The sequence below is a fragment of the Ruegeria sp. AF7 genome (genome assembly GCF_056541885.1).
In genome coordinates, this window is record NZ_JBQFYX010000007.1 from 1 (window position 1) to 24,590 (window position 24,590).

General features: G+C 58.6%; 26 protein-coding genes. 6 read left to right on the top strand and 20 right to left on the bottom strand.

Annotation, left to right across the window (positions count from 1 at the left end; translation table 11 throughout):
- Positions 1–252: 252 nt before the first annotated feature.
- The 14 genes from ACR0AP_RS12830 to ruvC all read right to left on the bottom strand — a co-directional run bounded on the left by ACR0AP_RS12830 (position 253) and on the right by ruvC (position 12,580).
- On the bottom strand, positions 253–849 hold the full coding sequence (locus tag ACR0AP_RS12830) for an MOSC domain-containing protein (RefSeq protein ID WP_480484072.1): 597 nt from the start codon (positions 847–849) through the stop codon (positions 253–255).
- 101 nt (positions 850–950) lie between these two features.
- Complete coding sequence (gene ftsH / locus ACR0AP_RS12835; protein ID WP_267367030.1) at positions 951–2,867, bottom strand: ATP-dependent zinc metalloprotease FtsH; 1,917 nt, start codon at positions 2,865–2,867, stop codon at positions 951–953.
- A 75-nt stretch (positions 2,868–2,942) separates the two neighbouring features.
- Positions 2,943–4,202: a tRNA lysidine(34) synthetase TilS gene (gene tilS / locus ACR0AP_RS12840; RefSeq protein ID WP_480507043.1), complete on the bottom strand. Its 1,260-nt coding sequence runs from the start codon at positions 4,200–4,202 to the stop codon at positions 2,943–2,945.
- Positions 4,193–5,017 (bottom strand): tol-pal system protein YbgF, encoded by an 825-nt coding sequence (gene ybgF, locus ACR0AP_RS12845; protein WP_209598305.1) that lies wholly within the window; start codon positions 5,015–5,017, stop codon positions 4,193–4,195. The genes tilS and ybgF overlap by 10 nt, the downstream gene beginning before the upstream one ends.
- Before the next feature lie 4 nt (positions 5,018–5,021).
- Complete coding sequence (pal, locus tag ACR0AP_RS12850; RefSeq protein ID WP_267364104.1) at positions 5,022–5,531, bottom strand: peptidoglycan-associated lipoprotein Pal; 510 nt, start codon at positions 5,529–5,531, stop codon at positions 5,022–5,024.
- A gap of 72 nt (positions 5,532–5,603) precedes the next feature.
- A complete protein-coding gene (tolB, locus tag ACR0AP_RS12855; protein ID WP_480507044.1) occupies positions 5,604–6,923 on the bottom strand; it encodes a Tol-Pal system beta propeller repeat protein TolB in 1,320 nt (439 codons plus the stop codon).
- Complete coding sequence (locus ACR0AP_RS12860) at positions 6,920–8,023, bottom strand: energy transducer TonB (RefSeq protein ID WP_480507045.1); 1,104 nt, start codon at positions 8,021–8,023, stop codon at positions 6,920–6,922. Before ACR0AP_RS12860 ends, tolB begins: the two co-directional genes overlap by 4 nt.
- Before the next feature lie 9 nt (positions 8,024–8,032).
- Positions 8,033–8,509 (bottom strand): protein TolR, encoded by a 477-nt coding sequence (gene tolR / locus ACR0AP_RS12865; protein ID WP_480483970.1) that lies wholly within the window; start codon positions 8,507–8,509, stop codon positions 8,033–8,035.
- Between the two features lie 2 nt (positions 8,510–8,511).
- Positions 8,512–9,207: a protein TolQ gene (gene tolQ, locus ACR0AP_RS12870; RefSeq protein ID WP_209505518.1), complete on the bottom strand. Its 696-nt coding sequence runs from the start codon at positions 9,205–9,207 to the stop codon at positions 8,512–8,514.
- 109 nt (positions 9,208–9,316) lie between these two features.
- Complete coding sequence (ybgC, locus tag ACR0AP_RS12875) at positions 9,317–9,700, bottom strand: tol-pal system-associated acyl-CoA thioesterase (RefSeq protein WP_209505516.1); 384 nt, start codon at positions 9,698–9,700, stop codon at positions 9,317–9,319.
- Positions 9,697–10,320, bottom strand: coding sequence for a hypothetical protein (locus tag ACR0AP_RS12880; RefSeq protein ID WP_480507046.1), 624 nt, complete (start codon positions 10,318–10,320; stop codon positions 9,697–9,699). Before ACR0AP_RS12880 ends, ybgC begins: the two co-directional genes overlap by 4 nt.
- Positions 10,321–10,384: 64 nt before the next feature.
- Entirely contained in the window at positions 10,385–11,404 is a 1,020-nt protein-coding gene (gene ruvB, locus ACR0AP_RS12885; protein ID WP_267364110.1) for a Holliday junction branch migration DNA helicase RuvB, read from the bottom strand.
- Between the two features lie 4 nt (positions 11,405–11,408).
- Positions 11,409–12,086: a Holliday junction branch migration protein RuvA gene (ruvA, locus tag ACR0AP_RS12890; protein WP_480507047.1), complete on the bottom strand. Its 678-nt coding sequence runs from the start codon at positions 12,084–12,086 to the stop codon at positions 11,409–11,411.
- Complete coding sequence (gene ruvC, locus ACR0AP_RS12895) at positions 12,083–12,580, bottom strand: crossover junction endodeoxyribonuclease RuvC (protein WP_209598197.1); 498 nt, start codon at positions 12,578–12,580, stop codon at positions 12,083–12,085. The genes ruvA and ruvC overlap by 4 nt, the downstream gene beginning before the upstream one ends.
- Before the next feature lie 333 nt (positions 12,581–12,913).
- On the opposite strand from ruvC, the gene ACR0AP_RS12900 reads away from it, so the two are divergent.
- Positions 12,914–13,129 carry a DUF1127 domain-containing protein gene (locus tag ACR0AP_RS12900; RefSeq protein ID WP_267364114.1) on the top strand — a complete coding sequence of 72 codons (216 nt, stop codon included), beginning with the start codon at positions 12,914–12,916 and terminating at the stop codon, positions 13,127–13,129.
- A gap of 106 nt (positions 13,130–13,235) precedes the next feature.
- Here the strand turns inward: ACR0AP_RS12900 and ACR0AP_RS12905 are convergent, their stop codons facing one another.
- The 4 genes from ACR0AP_RS12905 to ACR0AP_RS12920 all read right to left on the bottom strand — a co-directional run bounded on the left by ACR0AP_RS12905 (position 13,236) and on the right by ACR0AP_RS12920 (position 18,134).
- Positions 13,236–13,580 carry a hypothetical protein gene (locus tag ACR0AP_RS12905; RefSeq protein WP_480507048.1) on the bottom strand — a complete coding sequence of 115 codons (345 nt, stop codon included), beginning with the start codon at positions 13,578–13,580 and terminating at the stop codon, positions 13,236–13,238.
- A gap of 101 nt (positions 13,581–13,681) precedes the next feature.
- Positions 13,682–14,560: a 50S ribosomal protein L11 methyltransferase gene (locus ACR0AP_RS12910; protein ID WP_480507049.1), complete on the bottom strand. Its 879-nt coding sequence runs from the start codon at positions 14,558–14,560 to the stop codon at positions 13,682–13,684.
- 66 nt (positions 14,561–14,626) lie between these two features.
- Positions 14,627–15,859, bottom strand: coding sequence for an MFS transporter (locus ACR0AP_RS12915; RefSeq protein WP_480507050.1), 1,233 nt, complete (start codon positions 15,857–15,859; stop codon positions 14,627–14,629).
- A gap of 79 nt (positions 15,860–15,938) precedes the next feature.
- The gene (locus tag ACR0AP_RS12920) at positions 15,939–18,134 is read right to left on the bottom strand and encodes a primosomal protein N' (RefSeq protein ID WP_480507051.1); all 2,196 of its coding nucleotides are present in this window, start codon (positions 18,132–18,134) and stop codon (positions 15,939–15,941) included.
- A gap of 88 nt (positions 18,135–18,222) precedes the next feature.
- Here ACR0AP_RS12920 and fsa point away from each other — a divergent pair, with 88 nt between their 5' ends.
- The 4 genes from fsa to ACR0AP_RS12940 all read left to right on the top strand — a co-directional run bounded on the left by fsa (position 18,223) and on the right by ACR0AP_RS12940 (position 21,463).
- On the top strand, positions 18,223–18,876 hold the full coding sequence (gene fsa, locus ACR0AP_RS12925) for a fructose-6-phosphate aldolase (RefSeq protein ID WP_209505487.1): 654 nt from the start codon (positions 18,223–18,225) through the stop codon (positions 18,874–18,876).
- A gap of 197 nt (positions 18,877–19,073) precedes the next feature.
- Entirely contained in the window at positions 19,074–19,781 is a 708-nt protein-coding gene (locus tag ACR0AP_RS12930) for a DUF484 family protein (RefSeq protein WP_480483979.1), read from the top strand.
- Complete coding sequence (locus ACR0AP_RS12935) at positions 19,778–20,698, top strand: tyrosine recombinase XerC (protein WP_480507052.1); 921 nt, start codon at positions 19,778–19,780, stop codon at positions 20,696–20,698. The genes ACR0AP_RS12930 and ACR0AP_RS12935 overlap by 4 nt, the downstream gene beginning before the upstream one ends.
- A gap of 69 nt (positions 20,699–20,767) precedes the next feature.
- Positions 20,768–21,463, top strand: coding sequence for a CDP-alcohol phosphatidyltransferase family protein (locus ACR0AP_RS12940; RefSeq protein ID WP_209598201.1), 696 nt, complete (start codon positions 20,768–20,770; stop codon positions 21,461–21,463).
- Positions 21,464–21,485: 22 nt separating this feature from the next.
- Here the strand turns inward: ACR0AP_RS12940 and ACR0AP_RS12945 are convergent, their stop codons facing one another.
- Positions 21,486–21,953, bottom strand: coding sequence for a hypothetical protein (locus tag ACR0AP_RS12945; protein WP_480507053.1), 468 nt, complete (start codon positions 21,951–21,953; stop codon positions 21,486–21,488).
- A gap of 76 nt (positions 21,954–22,029) precedes the next feature.
- Entirely contained in the window at positions 22,030–22,485 is a 456-nt protein-coding gene (locus ACR0AP_RS12950) for a methylated-DNA--[protein]-cysteine S-methyltransferase (RefSeq protein ID WP_480507054.1), read from the bottom strand.
- A gap of 132 nt (positions 22,486–22,617) precedes the next feature.
- Here ACR0AP_RS12950 and ACR0AP_RS12955 point away from each other — a divergent pair, with 132 nt between their 5' ends.
- Positions 22,618–24,588 (top strand): hypothetical protein, encoded by a 1,971-nt coding sequence (locus ACR0AP_RS12955; protein ID WP_480507055.1) that lies wholly within the window; start codon positions 22,618–22,620, stop codon positions 24,586–24,588.
- The last annotated feature ends 2 nt before the right edge of the window (positions 24,589–24,590 follow it).

Consider the following 24,590-nt stretch of genomic DNA (forward strand, 5'->3'; position numbering starts at 1 on the left):
CCCATACGGCAACAGATCGTCACTGGATATTCCAAGCTTCGCGCCGATCTCCTGGATCGGCTTCTTATTCGCTTCACGCGCAATTTCGATGTCGGATTTATAGCTCATTGGCCGGGGTCCTTGATTGAATACCGTGCAAAACCGACGTCTAACGTCGGCGCTACGCATTCCATACCCTTGTGTACAATCTGATTAGCCATGGATTCCGACATTCTGGCGTCGCGAAGCGTCGTCAGGTCACTTCATCTGTAACTAATCGGAAACCTGCATATTTTCAGGGCTCCAGGCAGGCTGGTCTGGAACAAAGAGCTTGAGGTGATCGCCCAGTTGAATGCGCCCAGGACGTTCGACCCAGCCCGTGACACCGCGGCGCCCGACGGCAGCAGGTTTGAACCCTGCACCATACCCCTGATGATCCGCTTCGATTTCGCGACCGGGCAGTACGCAGGGTGCGTTTTCCATATCCACAGTGATCGTCAGCCCGTTGACCGCCTGAAGACGCGAGGACGGCGGAATATGCGAGAAATCCGGAATACCTTTCAGCACTATGGATGCGCCCAGATAAGACGGGTCAAGCTGGTCCAGCCCCATGTTCTGCGCGATCTGCTGCAACTCTTCCAAGGACAGCACCGACAGTTGACGAACATTGCGGATTTCAGTGCCCTTGGGATAGAGGTTCGAGACCCGAACACAGGACGCACGGTTCAGACCTTCGTGCCGTTCGCCTTTCACGCCCTCAAACCCAAGATCCAGCAACTCAACGGGCTTGGCACGAAGCGATCCGCCGGCAGGAACAAGGCCCAGCCAAAGAACTTCGGCTGCAAATTCGGTTTCCCGCAAAAACGGCATACGTGCTTCCCTTCCCATTGGTGCCTGCCAGCGCATAATGCCCAGTAACGCTCTGATGGAAAGATAAAAAAAACCCGGGGCAGAGCCCGGGTTCTTGCTGGTTATGCTGTCGGTTCAGGTTCCATCCCACCCTCAGGCGGTGATTTCTTCGCCTTGGTCTTGGGGATGGCTGTCACGCTGGGCGCACTGCCCTCGTCTGACTTGTCGTTCCGGTCATCACTGTCGCCGGGCGACTCCCCGTTCATGACGCGTTTGATTTCGTCACCGGTCAGTGTTTCGTATTCCAGCAAACCTTGGGCCAGACGTTCCCATTCCTCGTTCTGATCAGTCAGAATCTTGTGCGCCTGTTCATAGCCTTGCTGGATCAGGCGCTTTACCTCTTCTTCAATCAGTTCCTTGGTATGAGCCGATACCGAGAACCCGGCAGTATTGCCCTGGTATCCCTCATGCGCCTCGGCATAGTCGATATTGCCGACCTTGTCCGACATACCCCAGCGCATCACCATGGCGCGTGCCAGTTGGCTGGCCTGCATGATGTCCCCGGCAGGGCCGTTCGACACGTGATCTTCGCCATACTTGATGACTTCGGCAGCTTTCCCCGCCATGGTCATCGCCAGCTTTTGTTCGCACTCATCCCGGTGATAGTTCAGGCGATCCATTTCCGGCAGCGAAACCACCATACCCAGCGCACCCCCGCGCGGTATGATTGTCGCCTTGTAGACCGGATCGCACATCGGCAGTGACAGACCAACAACAGCATGACCCGCTTCGTGATAGGCAGTTTTTTCCTTCTGATCCTGCGTCAGCACCATCGAGCGGCGCTCGGCCCCCATCATCACCTTGTCCTTGGCGTTTTCAAAATCTTCCATGGTGACAAAGCGACGACCCACGCGTGCGGCCATCAACGCGGCCTCGTTCACGAGGTTGGCCAGATCCGCACCCGAGAAGCCGGGCGTACCGCGCGCGATGATGCGCAGATCGACATCGGGGCCCAGCGGCGTCTTGCGTGCGTGAACGCCCAGAATTTTCTCGCGGCCCTTGATGTCCGGGTTGCCGACTGTGACCTGACGGTCGAACCGGCCCGGTCGCAGCAGCGCAGGGTCCAGAACATCCTTGCGGTTTGTCGCCGCCAGAATGATTACACCTTCGTTGGCCTCAAACCCGTCCATTTCGACCAGCAACTGGTTGAGCGTTTGTTCCCGCTCGTCGTTGCCGCCACCGTACCCGGCGCCGCGATGACGACCCACAGCGTCAATTTCATCGATAAACACGATACAGGGCGCGTTCTTTTTCGCCTGCTCGAACATGTCACGCACGCGGGACGCACCCACACCAACGAACATTTCGACAAAATCCGAACCCGAGATGGTGAAGAACGGCACGCCCGCCTCACCCGCAATGGCACGGGCCAGAAGCGTCTTACCGGTACCCGGAGGGCCAACCAGCAGCGCGCCCTTGGGGATCTTGCCACCAAGGCGGCTGAACTTCTGCGGGTTTCGCAGGAATTCGACAATCTCTTCCAGCTCTTCCTTGGCCTCGTCGATACCGGCAACATCGTCAAAGGTCACGCGGCCATGCTTTTCGGTCAGCATCTTGGCCTTGGACTTGCCAAAGCCCATCGCGCCACCTTTGCCGCCGCCTTGCATCCGGTTCATGAAATAGACCCAGACACCGATCAGCAGCAGGAAAGGCAGCAGCGTGATCAGGAACGACTGAAAGCCTGATTGCTGTTGTTTTACGGCCTGAACGGGGATGTTTTCTTCGATCAGAAGCTTGGTCACTTCGGCGTCGCCGGGTTTGATCGTGACATAGCTGGCACCGCTTTGCAGGGTATAGCGAATCTGTTCACCATCCAAGGTCACGTTCTTGACTTCACCGCTTTGGACGGCACCGACAAAGTCGGAATAGGTTTTCTCGTTGCTCTGAAGCGTTCCGCCCGGTCCACTGAACAGATTGAACAGTGCAAGGATGAGCAGGAACAAAACGACCCAAAACGCGATATTGCGAGCGTTGCCCAAGGAAATTCTCCTAAAAGTTCCGGCAGGTGAGACGCTGCCAAGTTACCTCTTAAAATAGAGAGGATTGTCGTATGTTCAATGCGATAAAAAAGATGCGTGGAACTCGGGCCAATCTGACGCAAGCCTGGCATGCCAGCCATTCGCGAGACCCGCAAGCGGGGCGGCCAGCACCCTGTCCGCAATCCAAACCGCAGGCGTCGCCGTCAACGCTATCCTGGGACGCCCGGTTGCACGCCACTCGGGCACCTGTTGCAACCCCTCACCGCCCAAAGCGCGGATTTCTGCGCCCATTATTGCCGGTCCGCTGAGCCGCCATTTGCCATCCCACACAGCACTGGGCGCCGCGATCTGAGATTTCACGGCATTAAATTCCCTGCAAATCCAAACACTCCCGCCTTGTGGAACAATCAGACAACCGCCCACTGACCCCGATTGCCCATTCGCAACTGCATCCATTGCCTGATCCACGGCCGCCTGACGCGGGGGATAACCCGACCCGGCAATCCACGAGAGGATTCCCAGCAGCACACGACGCCGAATCTCAAGGGGCAACGCGGCAAATCCGGCCCGATTCACCCTCACGTCACTTTGATCCACCTGCGCCACGGACCCTGCGGATTCTTGCGTACAGAGGCCAAGTGCCGTGTTTGCCTGCGCCAGATTATCCGCCACGCGGGACAATGAAAGCGCATCAATTCCCAAAGGTTCCAGCCCACCCAAAGCTTCGCGCGCCTTGATCCGATCGAAACGGGCATCCTGATTCGAAGGATCGTCCACCCATGCTACGCCAGCCTCAGTCAGATAGGTGCGCAGCTGTTCACGGGTGATCCCCAGCATCGGACGCAGCAACGTCAGACCCCGCCGTTTCCGAATAGCCGACATGCCGGACAGGCCCGTGACCCCGGATGATCGGCCCAACCGCATCAGCAGTGTTTCCGCCTGATCATCTGCGGTGTGGCCCAGCGCAATGGCGTCGATTCCGCGGCCCTTCGCCCATTCGGATAACAAATCATATCGCGCCTGACGTGCCCGGTCCTGCAAGTTGCCGGTACCGTCCCATCCCGACCAACGCAGCGTATCATGAGACATCCCCAACGCAGCCGCCTGCCGAAATACCGTTTCGGCCTCGCACGCGGATTCGGGTCGCAAACCGTGGTCGACCGTGGCAACGAAAAGAGTGATGGCCTCATCTTGCGCCACCTGATGCAAAAGATGCATCAAGGCGACGGAATCCCCGCCTCCCGAAACGGCAATCCCCAACTTGCGCGGAAGTGTTTCCGGTAGCTGGGCGCGCAGGTCTGCAAGTAGTTTGCCGGAGTGATGGTTCAAGTACATCCCAACGCGGTCATCTCCTGCGTGGCGCTCGAAAACTCTGGCGCAGAAGGAAAGCGTACTCCGACCTCATTAAGCGTGATGCAGGCCTGATCGGTCTGTCCCAAACGGCCAAGCGCCGCGCCCAGTTCGTACAGCGCCTCGGGTGCAAACGCGCCCTCGGAATCACCCGTGAAGCTGGCCAGAAATGCCCGGGCCGCTTCGCGTGTGTCGCCAATCCCTTCTAGGGCATGACCGCGTTTCAGGTTGGCTTCGGGCGCCAGCGGACTGCCGGGATAGCTTGTTTCAAACTGCGCAAACAACGTGGCAGCAGTCTGGAAATCGCCATCGGCCAACGCTTGCGAGGCAGCATCAAAATCAGCACGCTCACCTATGGCAAGTTCACCATTATCGGTCGCCGTTGGCGTTTCGATACTTGTTGGTCCGGTTATCACAGTGGCCGTGTCACCACCCAATGTCGAGGTCTCACCCAACGTCGACAAATCGCCGCCTTCCAGTTCAACCAGCCGGAACTCAAGGTCACCGATGCGGTTGGTGCCGTCGGTGACAATGTTCTGCACCCGCTGGTTCAATTGCTCGGTCTGGCGGGTCAGGCGCTGCAATTCGGCCTCGATGGCATCCACCCGTTCAAGGACCGAACTGCCGGACAGGTTAGGTGCGGGTGAACCCGTAGTGGAAAATTCGCGTTTCAAACGCTGAATTTCCACATGTAGCACCGTCAGTTCCTGACGGATGTCCGCAAGGGTCTGTTGATCCTGTGCCTGTGCTACACCAGCCGTCGCCACAACCGCCGCCAAAACCCATCCTGCAATGCGCATCATCTTACCCCAGAGTTGACCCGGTCAGAACCGTTACCGCACGGCGGTTCTTGGAATAACATTCCTCGGTGCTGCAAATCTCGATCGGGCGTTCCTTGCCATAGCTCACGGTGTTCAGGCGGCTGCCCGCAACACCGCGCGAAATCAGGTACTCACGCGCAGCGTTCGCCCGGCGTGCGCCCAGCGCAAGGTTGTATTCCCGCGTGCCCTGCTCATCCGCGTGGCCTTCGATCGTTGCGACAAAATCCGGATTGGCCAGCAGCCAGTCCGCCTGCCCTTGCAGCACTGTTTGCGCCTCGGGCGACAGGGTTGACTGGTCAACGGCAAACAGGACACGGTCCCCGACTGTTTGCTGGAAATACGCGGGCGAGCGCGGATCACTCGGTGATCCGGGGACAATGGATCCAATGCCTCCGCTACCACCACCGCCACCCAAGGCTGAGGGGTCATTGTTTGTGCAGGCGGCGATCACACTCAGCGCGCCCAGCGCCAGAACTTTGCTCAATACGTTCATTTCAGGTGCCTCGTGTTATGTTTATTGCCGCCTGTCTACCACAGGGACGATTTGTTGTGAACTTTGCTGCGATCAATTCTGCAATGGGCCCCAGGACGGATCGCTGCCGCCGTCCGGTGTACGTACCGGGCGCAGGTTCCTGCCCGAGATATCCACCGAGTAAAGCGATGCCCTACCACTGGCCCCCTGCGTTTCGCGGGTGAACATGATGACCCGGCCATTAGGCGACCAGGTGGGGCCTTCATCCAGGAAAGAGGCTGTCAGCAAACGTTCTTCTGACCCGTCGATGCGCATCACGCCGATATGGAACCGGCCCTGGTTCTGCTTGGTAAAGGCGATCAGGTCGCCGCGCGGTGACCAGACCGGGGTACCATAGCGACCTGCACCAAAGCTGATCCGCGTGGCTTCGCCCCCGTTTGCTGCCATCACGTACAATTGCGGCGTGCCGGAGCGGTCGCTTTCAAAGACGATCCGGCTGCCATCGGGTGAATAGCTGGGGGCAGTTTCAATTGCGGGCGTGTTGGTCAGGCGCGTGCTTTGACCCGAAACGATATCCATCTTCCACAGATCGGTATTGCCGCCCTGAATCAGCGAATAGACAATCGACCGGCCATCCGGCGAGAACCGAGGCGAAAAGCTCATCGTCCCGTCCTGCGTCTTCAGTTCCCGCGGTTTCGGGCGCCCGATTTCAGTCACGTATATGCGCGGGCTGCCGCTTTCATAACTGGTATAAAGCAGCCGGTCACCGGTGGGTGAGAACCGGGGCGCCAGAACGATTGCGGCGCTGTCGGTCATGTACTGCACATTCGCGCCATCGTAATCCATGATCGCCAAACGCTTCAGGCGCTGGTCCTTCGGCCCGCTTTCCGAAACAAAGGCAACGCGGCTGTCAAAATAACCGCCTTCACCTGTGATCCGGCTATAGACCTGATCGGCCACCTTGTGCGCCATGCGCCGCCACCCGTCTGTGGTACCTGCCAGTTGAAGGCCATTGCCCAGTTCCTGGCCCGAAAACACATCCCACACCCGGAACCGGACCGTCAGTTTCTGACCGGACACATTGACAGCGCCGGTGACCAGCGCGTCAGCGTTGATCGCCTTCCAATCCGCAAACTGAACCGGAGCTTCGAAGCTGCTGACCCGGCTGATGAACGCATCCGAGGAGATTTCGCGGAACAACCCGGTCCCGGTCAGGTCAGCCGCCACCACGCGCGAGATATCCTGCGCGAACTGAGCTGCGGCCGGGCCGTCCGGCACAAAATTCGGAACGGCAAAGGGCAAGGGTTCGATAATCCCCTCATCCAGTTCCAGGCGCAAAGGCCCGTTCTGTGCATAAACCGGCGCAGACATCAGTGTCAGGCCGACAAAGAGGCTGGTCAGAAGCTTCATCATTTGATCCGCATCCTCTCGGGGTTAAATGTAATCTCAACATCCTGCCAATGTTCGTATTTGTCAGCAGGCAATTCATATCCTTTGGCCCCGCAGCGCAAAATAGCGCGTCGCGCAGCCTCGTAGGCCTGTTTAACGGCTCCGGCAGAGCCACCAGAGCTGTCCAGCATCCGAACACTGCCACCGACGACCGTACCATCACGGTTCAGTGAAAACGCGACAACAACCACAGTGTTCAGCGCATCCGTGGACAAGGAACCCACATTCCAACATCCAGAGACCGCCAGTCGCATCGCGTCTTTCTCTCCGCTGGTCAGCGGTGGGCCAGAAGGTTCGGACCCGCTGCCCAAGGCTTCGGCCAGGGCGTCGTTGATTGCCGTTTCATCGGTTTGTTTCTCAGGTTCCGGGGTCGCCTCAGGCGTTTTGGCCACAGCGGGTTCCGGCGGCGGGCTTGGCCGGTTTGGGCGCACGCGCGGTCGCGGAGATGTCAGGGGCGACTGGTCCTTGGTTTCCTCGGCTTCGGTCACAATCTCCGGGGCTGCCTCTTGCGGCGCGGTCTGATCCTGCTGTTCCTGTTGAACCTCTGCGCCTTCATCCAGGGATACCGGAGGCGTTTCAAAATCATCAGGCTTTGCCTCGGGCGGTGGCGGAGCTATTGCCTCAGGCGCGACGCGGTCTGATGGGCGCGGCTGTGCCTCCGGACCGGGCGGCGCAGGCTGTGCAACAGGCTCGATCTGAGGTTCCGTCAGAACCGGAGGCTCGTCAGGAACCTCGGGTTCTGGCGGCGCTTCCACGATGATGGGCTCTGGCTCTGGTTCCGGTTCAGCCGGTGCAACAGGTTCAGGGCGGGGCTGTTCGTCACTCTCGGGTTCCGGCGGCTTGGTCACAGCCTCCGGCTCGGGCGGCTGCTGCAACGCGGTCGGCACTTCGGGGAGTTCCGGCGCATCCCGCTGGGCCGTCATGGCCGCGAATTGTTCAGCCGTGATCACAGAGACATCCTGCACAGCCATCGGCAACGGTTCGGACCGGAAGGTGCCGCCGAATATCGCCCATCCGATCAGGCTGACATGCGCAATCGCTGAAATCTTGGTGCCGGTATCCACCGTGCGACCTCACTCTCCACCTTCATCCAGCGTCGGCCCGCCGGTATCGGTCACAAGGCCAACGTTGGAAAACCCGCCCGCGTTCAGCGCACCCATGACCTGCATCACCTGTGCGTAAGGGATTGCGCCATCGGCCCGCAGGAAAACCCGGTCACTGCTCCGCTCTGCCGCAATGGCACGCAGCTTGCCAATCAATTCTTCGCGCAACACGTCGGTGGTCTGGATCTGCACGCGTCCGTCAGCGGTCAGGGTCACGGTCAAAGGCTCTTCATTGTCGCCGGGCAGCGCACTGGCTGCGGTCTTGGGCAGATCGACCGGAACACCAACCGTCAGCAATGGCGCGGCCACCATGAAGATGATCAGCAACACCAGCATGACATCCACGAAAGGTGTCACATTGATCTCGGCCATCGGCTGCGCGCGACCGCGACGCCGACCACGCCTGCGCCCATTGCCGTTCGAAGATTGCTGGATCGCAGCGCCCATCGTCAGCTGTCCAACTGGCGCGACAGAATGGTTGCGAATTCATCCGCAAAAGCTTCATAGCCGCCAACGATCCGGTCACTATCGGCGCTGAGTTTGTTATAGAAAATCACCGCCGGGATCGCCGCCAAAAGGCCCAACCCTGTCGCCATCAACGCCTCGGCAATACCGGGGGCCACAACGGCAAGGTTGGTGTTTTGCTGTTCGGCAATCTCGATGAATGCATTCATGATGCCCCAAACGGTGCCAAACAGCCCGATAAACGGAGCCGTGGAGCCGACAGTTGCCAGAATGGGAAGACCTTTTTGCAGGGTTTCCGCCTCTTTCGCGATGGCGACATCCATCGACCGGTCGATCCGCGCGGTTGCCCCGGCAATCAGCCCGCCATCATTGCGATGCGACCTGCGCCATTCGATCATGCCTGATGCAAAGATCTTTTCCGAACTGCCATCCGGCTGGGTTCCGATCTGCTCGAACAACTCATCCAACGGGTTGCCCGACCAGAAGCTTTCATCAAAAACCTGCGCCTCGCGTCGGGCCGCGCGATAGTTGATCAGCTTCTGAATGATGATCCCCCAGGACCAGATGGATGCGCCGGTAAGTACCAGCATTACCAGTTTGACGATAAAGGTCGCGCGGGCAAACAGCCCCCACATGGAGAAGTCGATCTCCTGCGCCAGCGCCAGCGTTTCAGCTTCCATGAACCTGCTCTTTGTTTTGCCTGATGGCCGTTCGTTTGGCCTTGTTTTGCCAAACGCTATCTCAGTTGGTCATGAAAAGCCAACAGAACCACCCATGGTCCGCAAATTGTTACATCAATGCGCGAATCTCTGCCGGCAATCGGATCGGTTTGCCCGCTTTATTGATGCAAACGGCCGTGACAGATGCACGAAATATTTCGGTCTCACCGCGTCGGACAAGCTGCGCCATGGTCAGACGCACGCCCGAAATTTCGGTGACTTCGGTTTCGACGATCAATTCATCATCGAACCTCGCAGGTGCCAGATACTCGGCCTCGACCCGCCGCACAACCCAAACAATGCCCTCGTCCCGCATGGCGTTTTGGTCATTGCCCAGATTACGCACCCAGTCCGAGCGCGCGCGTTCGATATAGCGCAGGTAGTTCGCGTGATAGACAACCCCACCCATGTCGGTGTCTTCATAATACACGCGGATGGGGTAGGTGTGTTTCATTGCAACGCCTCCAGTCGGGCAAACAGCCTTAACGCGTGCGAGGCATCCTGTGCCGCCCGTGGCAAAACCGGATCATAGGCCGCCCGGATCAAGGCCGCGATGTCGGGACGCAGGATCGTGGCCTTACCTGCGATTGCCAGTGGCGATTGATTGCGAAATGCAGTGTCCGACCAGAGCAAGATGGTCTGCACGACCTGATTGAGCGCAAGGGTTTCCGCCGGAACCTTGCACAATTCCTTGTCCATGCGCAGAAACACAAACGCCGCACGGATCGCGCCATCTTCTTCGAATCGGAAAACGCGGTACTGGTTTGCATCTGCCGCGACCAGACGCGCGACCAAAGGTTCCAGATCCGGGATCAATCGATCAAGGTCCGGTACCTCCAGCAGTTCCTGCCAGTCCCGGAAAAAGAAAACCATGCAGTTCGCGCCAAGCTCAGGGTCCGTCTCGGCCATTTGGTGACCAGCCAGCGCGACAACCGCCTCAAAAGCCCCCTTTACGGTGGCCAGCGTCTCGTCTTCGACGCCGAAAACGATCGGAACAATTGGCCGCCCCCAACGCGCAAACAGAAACTCGCCGCTTTCGCGTGTGAACAGCGCTTCAATTTCTTCCGGTGTCACCGCCAGCCCTTCATCTTTTCAAAAATACTCTCGCCGAAAGGCTTAAAATCTAAGCGCGCTGGCTTCAACCGAACAGATCGCTTTGCCGCTTGGGCGCGGCCATCCCAAGATGCGTCCACGCCTTCTGCGCCAACATCCGCCCACGCGGAGTACGTTGGATCAGCCCCTGTTGCAGCAAATAGGGCTCAATCACTTCCTCAAGCGAGTCGCGGCTTTCGGACAGCGCGGCAGACAGGGTTTCAATCCCCACCGGGCCACCTGCATAGTTTTCGGCAATCAGCTTCAGATAACGCCGGTCCGCACCATCAAGGCCCAAATTATCGACGCCCAGACGGGTCAAGGCACCATCGGCCAGGTCCCGTGTGATCCGCCCGTCCCCTTCGACAATGGCGAAATCCACAACGCGTCTCAGCAATCGCCCGGCGATACGCGGCGTTCCGCGCGACCGGCGTGCGATTTCGCGCGCACCATCGTTATCCGCGGGCGCGCCCAGTTTCCGCGCGTTCCGGGTGACGATTTCGTGCAATTCATCGACCGTGTAGAACTGAAGCCGGGTCGGGATACCAAACCGGTCACGCAAGGGCGTTGTCAGCAGACCCATCCGCGTGGTGGCCCCCACCAGCGTGAATGGCTGCAATTCGATCCGAACGGTGCGCGCAGCAGGACCTTCACCAATAACAAGATCCAGCTCGAAATCTTCCATCGCCGGGTACAGCACTTCTTCCACCGCCGGGTTGAGCCTGTGAATCTCGTCGATGAACAACACGTCCCGCGATTCAAGATTGGTCAGGATCGCCGCCAGATCCCCCGCCTTGGCCAGAACCGGGCCCGAGGTCATGCGAAAGTTCACCCCCAACTCACGCGCCATGATCTGCGCGAGGGTCGTCTTACCCAACCCCGGAGGTCCGTGAAACAAGGTGTGGTCCATCGCCTCGCCGCGTTGCCGGGCAGACTGGATAAAGATGCGCAAGTTAGCGCGCGCCTCAGCCTGACCAATGAATTCATCCAGCCCCTGAGGACGCAAAGCGCGGTCATTGTCTTCCGGCAGGGGCTCCGGGCGCAGGGTGGGATCAGCGTCAACCATTCACTTACCCTTTCGGAGCCAACAGCCTGAGGGCCGCGCGGATCAGATCAGCCTCGTCAGCATCCGGCTGGCTTGCAGCCGCTTCAGCCACGGCACCTGCCGCCTCGGACGGCCCATATCCAAGATTGGCCAGCGCCGACAACGCCCCGGCAGACGCGGCCGCGGCACCCGATGGCGGTTTCGGAACACGTCTCGGCGCGGGTGTAGAGTCATTCGGTTCAACAACCTCAAGTTCCGGCCCGTCCATCGCCTGAGCAATCGTGCCGCCCATGGCCATCACTCCGGGTGCCTTGTCCTTGAGGTCCAACACGATCCGCTGGGCGGTTTTTGGCCCGACGCCCTTGGCCGCCTTGACCGCACCCCAGTCCCCCAGGGCAATTGCGCGGCTGACACCGTCGGGCCCCAATGCACTCAGGATCGCCAGCGACACCTTCGCGCCGACCCCCTGAACCGAGCACAGCAGGCGATGCCACTCTTTCTCGACAAGCGACAGAAACCCGTAAAGCTGCATAAGGTCTTCGCGGACGACCATGTCAGTGTAGATCGAGACCGCCTCACCCGCCCCCGGCAATGCCGCCAAGGTCCGGTCGGAACAATAGACAAGATAGCCGACGCCCCGAACATCGATCAGCACATGATCCACCGCGCGGTAATCCAGCCGCCCTGTCAGTTTGCCGATCATGCCCGCACCTCTTTCACACGCGCCTGTTGCGTTTTCCCGTAATAGGCATGGCAGATCGCAATCGCCAGTGCATCCGCCGCGTCGGCCCCTTTCGGCAAACAGCCCGGCAATTGCAGTTTGACCATATGCAAAACCTGCTCTTTCTCGGCATGACCCACACCCACCACGGTCTTTTTCACCCGGTTGGGGGCATATTCCCCCACCGGCAGACCGGCCTGTGCCAGCGTCAGCAACGCCACACCACGTGCCTGCCCCAATTTGAGGGTTCCGGCCCCATCCTTGTTCACGAATGTCTGTTCGATAGCAGCCTGATCGGGTCTGTGATCCGCAATCACTTCGACAATCTGATTGTGCAGCGACAGCAGCCGCTCGCCCAGATCGTCCCCATCCGATTTGCACAACCCGTTGGCCACATGGCTCAGGCGGCTGCCATTTGATTCGATGACGCCCCATCCCAGGGTTCTAAGCCCCGGATCGATGCCCAGAATTCGCATATTTTGCCTCGGCCTGCTCGGGTTGTGTGATCTTTTTTCAACGCCTAGCACGAAGCGTGAACATTTTCCAAGCGAATTGACCCTAGGGCTGAAAACGACACGCGTGTCTCAGGCGCGACTTCGGGCGCGTTTTGCGACCCAGTGAAGTCTGAATTCGACACTTTCCCAAAGGCTTTTTCACCAATTGTTAAAGGGGATTACAGCTTCGTGAAGCCTTGCAGAAAACGCATAGGACACATGCAAAAACTGAACTTGTGCGAACGAAATGACAGCACTAGATGCCCCGCAGATCGCAGAAATGCAATGTGAACACTAACCAGAAGGAAACAGGATATGGCTGCACTGGACACAACCCGCGTCGCTACCACTGGCTCGTTCGGCCTTGTTGGCCGTATCGGCGCATTTTTCGTGTCGGCCGTTAACGCCGCAGTTGAATGGAATGACGCCCGCGTAACCCGCAACGCGCTGACCGGTCTGACCGACCGCGAACTGGACGATATCGGCCTGTGCCGTGGTGACATCGACTCCATCGCCGAAGGTCGCCGCTAAGAACCGGCCACTACGCTTATTTGCCCCTTCCTCCTCCCTTGAGGGGCACACAAAAACACCGCGCACCATAAGGGTACGCGGTGTTTTTTTAATCCGAGGGAGCGGATTAGTAGAAAACTTTGTTCAGCTGAGCGGCGAGGGCTTGCGACACAGGGTCGATTTGCATCACCCAGGCACCGGCTTTTTCGACTGGCGTACCTTCGTTCAGGCTGTCGATCCGATATTGATAGCCGGTCGGGCCAAGGTGGGACAAAAGAAATGCTTTGAAGGCGAAGAAACCCACAAGCGTAAGCAGCAGCACCTTTGCTGGCACCGCCGAGCTCACCCGCTGCGGCCTCATCACAACCAGGCCATCCTTGCGCATCGTCGCACGATAGCCACGGCTCATCTTTTGGTGTTTCTTGTTCAGGCGATTTACGCGCTGATTGAACTCCAGTTGTTTACCCGTCATGGCAGCCTCCAAAAACCGCCCCCCTCGACTTCATTCAGAAAACGGTAAAAAGAGATTGCGACAAAAACGTGGCAAAAACCTATAAAACTCCTGCAAATAGCCTAATTCGCGCCCTGTTTGGTTAAAATTAGGGTCGTCCACTCACCAATCTCGGCCCTATATGTCTGATTGAACCCGTTTTGTGAATAAACGGAAACCACGTCATCGGCCTGTTCGTTAAGGATTCCCGACAGGATCGCATGCCCACCTGGGCGGAGATTCGCTGCCATTTCGGGTGACAAGGCCACCAAAGGCCCTTTGAGGATATTGGCAAAGATCAGATCGTAGGGTGCGTGTGCCTTGAGGTCGGGATGATCGAAACCTGCGGCTTCAACACACCGAACCGCGCCGGACATACCGTTTGCCTTCAGGTTGGCTTCGGCCACTTCAACGGCCACTTCGTCGATATCGCTGGCAATGAAATCGCCATCCCATACCCGGGCTGCCGCCATGGCCAGAACGGCCGTGCCGCAACCGATATCCGCTACTTTCGAGGCACTGAACCCTTCATCCAACAACCGGTCCAGAGCTTTCAGACATCCCAGCGTGGTGCCATGATGTCCGGTGCCAAAGGCCATTGCCGCCTCGATCAGCAGTGGAATGCGACCGTCGGGCAGCTTGTCGGCATCGTGGCTGCCATAAACAAAAAAGCGGCCCGCCTGAACCGGGGCAAGCTCGCGCCGGACATGGGCCACCCAATCGGTTTCAGGCAATTCCGACACAACAAATGGTTTGGCTTCAAAAGCAACTGCCAAAACAGCCAATGCGGTCTCGTCCGGGGCTTCGGTGAAGTATCCACCCACTTCCCACAGGCCCGAGCCGTCTTCGACCTCGAACACACCTACGCCGGTGGGTTCGGGCTCCAACCGCTCCATCGCTTCGCCCAGACCTTCGGCGGCTTTCTTACCTGTCAGTGTGGTCAGCGCAGTGAATGTGGGCACGGGGGACTCCTTTTTCAGTTGGCACTGCGCGTAGGACGGTGCGCTGCCAACGTCAAGCTTTGCGACCTATTCCGCCGGGGCCGGTGCGTACTTGCTCAGGATGGTCTCATTGCCCGGTTCGGGGTGGCGCGGGACCAGCAGGGACAACAGCAGAGAAACGACCGCCATCGCCGCCGCAAGGCCAAACACAGCACCTGGCGACACGACCCAGAGCAAACCCAGCAACGCGGGCAAGAAAACCGCGGCGATATGGTTGATCGTGAACGCGACTGCGGCAGTTGGCGCAATATCCGCCGGATCGGCGATTTTCTGAAAATAGGTTTTCAGTGCAAGCGCCAGCGCGAACAGCACATGGTCGATGACATAGAGTGTCGCCGCCAACAGCACGCCCCAGCCAAACCAGTAGATCCCACCATAGGCTGCGAACACGATTGCCAGACCGGTATATTCAAAGATCAATGTACGCCGTTCCCCGAACTTGGCCACCGCTTTACCCAGCAACGGAGCAACCATCATGTTGATCATCAGGTTGATCAGATACAGGCTGGTCAGCTCATGCACTTCAAAGCCGAACTTCTCAACCATCATGAACCCGGCAAAGACGACAAAGATCTGTCGCCGCGCACCCGCCATGAATTGAAGAGCGTAATACAGCCAGTATCGACGGCGCAGGATCAGTTTCTTGGTTTGCGGCGTGGGGGCATCGAATTGCGGGAAGGCGAACAGGCAAAACAGGGCCAGCAAAGCTGTTGCACCGCCAGCAGCCATGAAGACAAAGTTGTAGGACAGATCGAACCGCTCCCAGGTCAGAACGATCAGCCCGTACACCACCATCGTTGCTGCCGAGCCCATAGCGACCAGCCACCCCAATACCTGCGGTGCGCGATCCTTGGGAAGCCATTGCAGCTGAAGCGACTGGTTCACAGTCTCATAGTAGTGAAACCCGATTGAACTGAACAAGGTCACGAACAACAATCCGCCAAGGCTTGGGAACCAGGCCGTCAAAGCCGTTGCGACCCCAAGCATCATCAGCGAGATCATGGCCAGCACCTGCTCGCGAATGAAAATGATGACGGCAATCACGCCGACCGCCAGAAAGCCCGGAATCTCGCGCACCGTGTGCAGCAGGCCGATATCGGCCCCGTCGAAATTCGCTGCCTCAATGACGAAGTTGTTCAACAGCGCGCTCCACGCGTTGAACGCGATGGGCATGGTCAAGGCCATCACGAACAGAAGCGTGACAGGACGACGCCAGAACGGAAGGCTCTGCGCCTCGGCAAGGGGCATGGGTTTCAGCATGAGAATCCTCTACGCCCATTTCCCGACTTTGGCGAGGGGGAAGCGACCAGCGCACAATGGCCCTGCGTTAATGCAATAGTCAGTAAAAGCTTTGTGGATCGATATCGACGGTCAGGCGGATATCGCCTTTCAGGCGCAGCGGGGCGATCCAACGAGCGATGGCGTCCTGGATTGGTGCGCCCTTGGGGGCCTTGACCAGCAGGCGGACACGGTGACGTCCGCGTATACGCGCAATGGGTGCAGGCGCAGGGCCAAAGACCTGAGCACCGATCGCGCGCAGGGGCGCATCGTTGCGGGCCATTGCATTGCCGATATCGAAAACCGGTCCAACCTCGGGGCCCGACAACACGATCCCGGCCATGCGACCATAGGGCGGCACGCCTGCCGCCTGCCGACCCGCTGCCTCGGCTTTCCAGAACCCTTCCTCATCACCCGAGAGGATGGCCCGGATCACCGGGTGTTCCGGTTGAAATGTCTGCAAAAGCGCCTGCCCCGGCTTGTCAGCCCGTCCCGCACGCCCAGCCACTTGCCGCATCAATTGAAACGTACGCTCAGCCGCGCGCAGGTCCGCACCGTGAAGGGAAAGATCAGCGTCGATCACACCAACCAATGTCAATTTGCGAAAGTTGTGCCCTTTGGCGACCAATTGCGTGCCGATGATAATGTCGGCATCCCCGGCGGCGATCTCTTCAATCTTGGCTTTCAATGCCCGGGCTGAACCAAAAAGATCGGAACTCAGCATCGCGATTTTCGCCTCGGGGAAGGTTGCTTCGGCCTCTTCGGCCAAACGCTCAATCCCCGGCCCCACCGGGGCCAGCTTGCCCTCGACCCCGCAGGAAGGGCATATCTCGGGCATCGGCTTGGTCTCACCGCATTGGTGGCACATCAAACGCTTCAGGAACCTGTGTTCCACCATGCGCGCGTCGCAATGGTCGCAGGCGATCTGTTCTCCGCACGCACGGCACAGGGTAACCGGTGCATAGCCACGGCGGTTGATGAACAGCAGCGACTGCTCGCCTTTTTCGATCCGCTGCTGCACCGCTTGCCGCAAAGCCGGAGATATCCACGTTCCCGGCTGCATCTGTTCGGCCCGCATGTCGATGGGCTTCATCTCGGGCAACACCGCCGCGCCGAAACGCGAAGTCAGGTCGATCCGATCATATTTACCTGCCTCAGCATTCGCCCAGCTTTCCAGCGAGGGGGTTGCGCTGGCCAGAATCACCCGCGCGCCGCAGATGGCCGACCGCAGGACCGCCATGTCGCGCGCACTGTAATGCACCCCGTCTTCTTGTTTGTACGAGGTGTCGTGTTCCTCATCCACCACGACCAGCCCCAAATCGCGAAATGGCAGAAACAGGGCTGACCGCGCGCCAACAACCAGTTGAGCTTCCCCCTGCCCGACCATCCGCCAGACGCGCCTGCGTTCAGTCATGGTCGCGCCCGAATGCCACTCGGCAGGGCGCGCGCCAAACCGCGCCTCAACCCGCGTCAGGAACTCTGCGGTCAGCGCAATTTCCGGCAAAAGGACAAGCGCCTGCCGCCCCATGCGCAGCGCTTCGGCCACGGCCTCCAGATAGACTTCGGTCTTGCCGGAACCCGTCACGCCTTTCAGCAGCGTTGTGCCGTAATTCCCCGTCCGTTGCCCGGCGCGAAGCTGCGCAACCGCACTTGCCTGATCTTCGGTCAGGTTCTTTCCCGGCAAATCGGGATCAAGATGCGGATACGGCAGGTCGCGCGGGCTGTCTTCTTCACGAACCGCGCCTTGCTTGACCAAGCCTTTGACAACGGACGAAGTTACTCCGGCCTGTTCCGCCAGTTCCTTTAACGTAAATGCCAGCCCGCCATAGTCGCGCAACACCTCAAGTACACGGGTTCTGGCGTCGGTCATCCGGTCTGGCAAGGTGGTTCCCAAACGATAGATCTTGCGCATGGACGGTGGGTCACCCAGCCCCGGCGCGCGGGTTGCCAGTCGCAGCATCGCGGGCATCGGCGTCAGGGTGTAGTCGGCAACCTTGCCGAGGAATGCCCGCATTTCCTCGCGCATGGGCGCAACTTCAAGCACACGGATCACCGACCGCGCCTTGTTCAGATCGAATCCACCCTGCCCCGGCCCCCAGACAACCCCCAACACCTTGCGCGGACCAAGTGGCACCTCGACAAACGCACCCAGAAAGCATCCTCCTTCCGGCGCTTTGTAATCCAACGTCCGGTCCAGCGGTTGCGTTGTCAGCACCGCAATCAGCTCTCCCTCGTCGAAAAATCCGTTAGCGCTCACAGCATATCCTTTGCAGGGGGTTCCAGCATGGCTCTCTTTGAGGTAAAGCCATCCGCGACCAAGGCCAACCCATCAAAGGACTGCCCTCATGAAATTCTTCGTAGACACTGCCGAGATCGACGCCATTGCTGAACTGAACGATCTGGGCATGGTGGACGGCGTGACCACCAACCCCTCGCTGATCCTGAAATCGGGCCGCGACATTCTGGAAGTGACAAAGGAGATCTGCGATCTGGTCGACGGTCCCGTTTCCGCCGAAGTTGTCGCCACCGAAGCTGACGACATGATCGCCGAAGGCCGCAAGCTGGCCAAGATTGCCCCGAATATCGCCGTGAAGGTTCCGTTGACATGGGCCGGTCTGAAAACCTGCAAGACGCTCAGCGACGAAGGGCAGATGGTCAACGTCACCCTGTGCTTTTCGACCAATCAGGCGATTCTGGCTGCAAAAGCAGGTGCGACCTTCATTTCGCCCTTCATCGGCCGTCTGGACGATATCAACCTGGATGGCATGGATCTGATCGCCGACATCCGTCAGGTCTATGACAATTACGGATTCGAAACCGAAATTCTGGCTGCTTCGATCCGCACCGTGAACCACGTCACCGAAAGTGCCCGCATTGGTGCGGACGTCATCACCGCGCCGCCAGCCGTAATCAAGAAACTGGCCGATCACCCGCTGACCGACAAAGGTCTGGAAACCTTTCTGGCAGACTGGGCCAAAACCGGTCAGAAAATCCTCTGATCTGGTGTGCAACCGCGCGGCGCTATCAGGCGCCGCGCCCGGCCCAACGGCCCAAAGCCTGATCTGTGATCAGGCGTGGCAGGCGGGAGCCTATCCGCCACAGCATCCGGGGAAATCCACTCTTGCGTGCATTTTTCCCAAGGCAAATCCGGTTCGGCATGCTATAACCCGCCCAACAAAAAAAGACCGGACAGGACATGAGCAGCAATCCCAAACTCGAGGATAATCTCCGCGCGGCAATTCTGGCCGAGCCCGACGTCGTTCTGGACGACAAGGACCTGATGCAAGCCCTTGTGGCCGCGAACGAACGCGCCCGGGGTGATAATGTGATCGATCTGCGCGGCATTGCCATGCAGCGGCTCGAGGCGCGGCTGGACCGGTTGGAAGATACCCACCGCTCGGTCATCGCTGCGGCCTATGAAAACCTTGCAGGCACCAATCAGGTACACCGCGCGATTTTGCGCTTGCTGGAACCCGTCGAATTCGAGGATTTCCTGCGTGCCCTTGGCGCCGATGTCGCAAATATCCTGCGGGTTGACCATATCACGCTGGTTCTGGAAACCACCGTGGCTCAGAACGATCCTGCCATCGACAGGCTTGGAGGCGTTCTGACGATCGCAGAGCCCGGCTTCATCAACCAATACCTGACCAATGGTCGCGGCGGCCCTGTCCGCGACGTGACCTTGCGCGAAACTCATCAGCCGAACCGACGTGTTTTCGGCGCGCTGGCGGATCAGTTGCGCTCAGAAGCCTGCCTGAAACTGGACCTCGGTCCGGGTCGCCTGCCGGGCATGATCGTCATGGGGGCCCGCGATCCGCGGCATTTCACACCGCAACTCGGCACCGATCTTCTCACCTTCTTTTCCGGCGTATTCGAACGCTCGATGCGCCACTGGCTGTCGTGAACCTGATCTCACCCGCTTGCCGCGACGCGCTCCAGCACTGGCTGGACACTCTGGGCGCGCTGGCGGGGCGGTCGCAAAACACGCAAACCGCCTATCGCGGCGATGTCACCGAGTTTCTGTCTTTCATGACCCTTCATCACGGGGAACGGCAGGGGCTGAAGGCGCTGGAACGGATCACCGTGTCGGATATGCGCGCCTGGATGGCGGATCAGCGCAGCGGGGATATCAGCGCGCGATCCCTTGCGCGCAAACTGTCCGCCGTCAAAAGCTTCTATCGTTGGCTGGCCGAGCGAGAGGGATTTGAACCCACCGCCGTTTTGTCGACCCGCGCGCCCAAATTCACCAAGAAACTGCCCCGCCCTCTGGCCGAAGACGCCGCGCGCGCCATGATTGACACGGTCGAGCTGCAATCTGTGTCCGACTGGGTTGCGGCCCGCGATGTTGCGGTTGTCACGTTGCTTTATGGATGTGGTCTGCGGATATCCGAGGCCTTATCCCTGACCGGTGCAGACGCGCCCCTGCCCGAGACGTTGCGCATTGTCGGGAAGGGCGACAAGGAACGGATCGTTCCGGTTCTTCCAGCTGCCCGAGACGCGGTTGACCGATATCTTCAGCTTTGCCCCCACCCGCAAGCGAAGGACGCAGCCTTGTTCCGGGGCGCTCGTGGCGGCCCGCTGAACCCGCGCGCGATTCAAGGCGTCATGGCCAAGGCACGGATGCAACTGGGGCTACCTTCAACCGCCACACCTCATGCCATGAGACACAGCTTTGCCACCCATCTGTTGTCCGCAGGAGGAGATCTGCGGGCCATTCAGGAACTGTTGGGGCACGCCTCATTGTCAACCACACAGACCTATACCGCCGTGGATACTGCACGGCTTATGGAAGTCTACAACCGTGCGCATCCAAAGGCGTGACTGACACATTGAACAGAAACCTCGGGCTTTTGGTTTGCATCTCTGGCGTGCATCGGTCATGACCCTAGCATGACACTCAGATTCAAAGCTCTTGCCGTACATCTCTTCACTGCCACGGGCGCCGTCTTCGCAATGCTGGCCATGCTGGCCGCCGTGGAAGAGAAATGGAGCCTCATGTACCTTTGGCTGGTCGTATCCTTCGTTGTTGATGGCATCGATGGCCCGTTGGCGCGGCACTATCACGTCAAGAAAAACGCACCCGAGTTTGACGGCGTCTTGCTGGATCTGATCATCGATTATCTGACCTATGTGTTCATCCCGGCCTTTGCGTTGTTCAAGTCCGGATTGATGGATGGATGGACCGGCTGGTTCGCTATCATCGTCATCACCTTCGCCAGCGCGATGTATTTCGCGGACACTCGCATGAAAACCAAGGACAATTCCTTTTCAGGCTTTCCCGGATGCTGGAACATGTTCGTTGTCGTGATCTTCGCGTTGGAGCCCAATTTCTGGATCATCCTGCTGCTGGTCACTCTGTTGTCGCTTGCGATGTTTCTGCCTTTGAAATTCGTTCACCCCGTGCGCACCGAGCGTTGGCGCAGTCTGACCTTGCCGGTCGCCCTTGCGTGGACGTTCTTTGCGGGCTGGGCCGCATGGGTCGATTTTCATCCCGAAAGCTGGGCCCACTGGGGTCTGGTCCTCGCCAGCCTGTACCTGACATTTGCGGGTATCGCACAACAGGTTGTTCCGCAGCGCCGTACCTGACACGAGCGCTGCCGGACCGGATTTAAAGAACGTCCTGAACCTCAAATTCAGTACCGTTATGGGTAAAGACGTCGCCCGCTTTCAGACCGGCCATGGCTAGGTAGATCGGGCTTTGTGTCGAGATCCCCATATATGTATCTCCACCCACCTCGAACCGGGTCGTCGAAACGCAGACGACAAAGCTGCGGTTGTTGAACTTGATCACCGATCCCGGCCTGACTGTATCTGTCAGACCAAAATCGGTATTCTCGATCACATCGATTTTGGCATGATGCGCATGAACAGGCGCGTCAAATGCAGCTGCCAGATCGGCATTTTCGCGCGATGCGGCTATGTCATCCTTGTCGTGGCCTTCCCGGTCATCCAGTTGGGCATCCTTCAGAAATGCATCGTAATGGGCCTGCGCCGTTGCAAGCTCCTCTGCCTCAAGCGACATCAACCGGTCGATAATGGCCTTCTTCTGGGCTGCGCGATCTTTTTCGGTGCTCATTCAATGCGATCCTTCAAATTCAGCAACTGATATAAGTTGTGCTTCCCAGAACCGGATTGCAACCGAATTTCGAGGCTCAGATCAAAAGACCCGCCGCCCGTTCATGCCGTAGCAGTGCAACCTTTGTCTCGATCCCGCCGCACCCCGAAAACCCGCCCAGCCCATTGGCAGCCAGTACCCGGTGGCAGGGAATAATAACGGGAATCGGGTTTGCCCCACAGGCCTGACCGACCGGTTGCGCCGGTTGTCCCAGCGCCTTGGCGATATCCCCGTAGGTGCGCGTTTCCCCAAGAGGAATGGCATACATAAGATCACAGACCCGCCTTTGAAACTGCGATCCATGGATGCGGTAGGGCAGATCGAAGCGGTCAAGTCGTCCAGCGTCATAGGCCATCAGCTGCGCCGCCGCCTCGCGCAGCAGAGCTGTTGGTTCGCCGTCGTCCTGACCGTCCCAGACCAGCCGCGTGAGGGCACCATCCGTTTCCTCGATCCCAAGTCTTCCGAACTGAGTATCAACTGCAATCATCGCCATGGGCTGACGGTTTCAGATCAATCCTCCAAGTTCAAGTGGCGAAGCCATGGGGCAGCGCGACGCGCGGATTTTGCGAGTTGCGGCAATCATGTTAGCCTAGCCGCATTGTCAAAAAGAGATTTGGAGCATGAGATGGGTCGTCATTTGATCCTGACGGTTCACGGAATTGGCGAACAAATACCCGGTGAGACCGTCGATCAGGTCGTCGGGGCCGCGACAACCTGGCTGGATGGCAATCCCGAACCCCCGATTGAGGTTCAGCGTGGGATGATCGAGCTGGCCGAAACAACCTTCGACGGCACCCCCCGAAGCGCGAAACTGTTCCCGGTCAACCTGCGCAAGGTGACGAAACCGTCAGTACCGCAGGACGAGGCCATGTTTGCCGAGGTTTTCTGGGCCGACCGCTCACCCGCCCCGAAAGGAGCCATTAAGACAGCATTGGACCTGATCTGGGTTGTTCTTGCGCTGGGTTATCTGGCCATGGACAATGCCGAACAAACGCATAGCCGCGCGGATGTGGCCTCGGACCAAGCCAACGGCAGGAACACTTTTCCCGCGCGGCTGGTTCACCTTTTTACCTGGGTTTTCTTCGGCGCAGTTGCGACCCTGAATGCCTATCTTCTGATCGGTGCCATAGCCGTTATGGTTGATCGCGTTCCCGGGATCTTCTTTCAAAGCACGATCCTGCTGTTCTGGCTCTTGTTCACGCTTTACGCCGGAGGGGCCGCATACGGACTAAGGCGCAGCTTTGCAGCCCCGACTTATCTAAGACGCGTATTCTGGCGCGGCATTTTCGGGATAGGGTTTTTGCTGCTGATCTGCCTGATCATTGGTCCGCTTGGTCTGGAAATCCGAGCCTGCACACCCTTGCCGGACAGCCCGGTTTGCCCTTCGGCGCTAGAGCAGTTTGTGGCCTTTCAGGTCTACCTGCTCGCGTTTTTCTGGGCTTCGCTGATCTTCATGACAATCATTTTGTACGTGCTTTCTGCGACCAGCCTTGATGAAAAGGTTCAGGCAGACAATCTGAAAGAACACAGGCGGCTGTACCCCAGCATATGTGCAGGCATGTTGGTGTTCTGGATGTTCTTTATATCCGGGTTGTGGCTAATGCTGCGGGAAATGCTCGACACGGTTCCGGGGCTGTCAGATGGAAAACTGACCGGTCTTTTTGACAATTTCCTCAGTGACTCCATCGAAACACTCAGTGTTGCCTTCGCGGCAATTGTCCTGCTTGCGTTTGTCGGTGTTGGCCTGTTTGCCGGTCGCAGAGGGCTGAAGGCAAACCTGCATATCCGCGACGGGCTGATCAGCCGCGCCATCCTCAATCGTTTTGCACAATGGGTCTTTTTGTTCGGTGCAATCGTACTGGCGATGGTCACTATCCGAGAAATCGCGTTGAGCCAGCACGTCGATCCCCTGTGTCAGATCGGAACGGACAATTGCAACCTGATTGGCCGGGTTTTGAACAAACTGGCAAGCAAACAGGGCGAGATTGGCCTGATCGTCCTGGGTGCAACAGCATTGATGTACCGCTTTTCCGATTTCGTCGCAGCAGGGCTGGGTGTGGCACGGGACATTGTCACCTATGCCATTCGCGACAAGTGTTTACTGAAAGCGGACCTGAAAACGAGGCTGCGCAATTATCCGGATCGCAAGGCGATTGATGAACGATTTTATCGTGCACTGCATTATGTGGTGGATATCTTTGCCGCGGACCACATCACGGTGATCTCACATTCACAAGGCACCGTGATTGCCACGCAAATGCTGGCTGATCCACGCGTGCAAAAGCTTATCAACGGGCGCAACGTGACGCTGATTACGATGGGCTGTCCTGTGACCCATATCTATCAGCGCTATTTTCCCGAGATGTTTACAGTCGTTCCCAAAAACCTGAACGCCGCATGGTTCAACATCTTCAGGCAGGATGACTTTGTAGGGACCGAGATTGAAGGCGGGCTGATTTCCGCAAACCGCAACATTCCGGTCGAGCCCGGTGGTCACACCGGATATTTCACGGATTATCAGGTTTGGAAGGCCCTGAAGGACTCAGCCATAGGCTTTGACCTGTTTAATCCGACACCGCAATCCGCGCAGACGTGAAA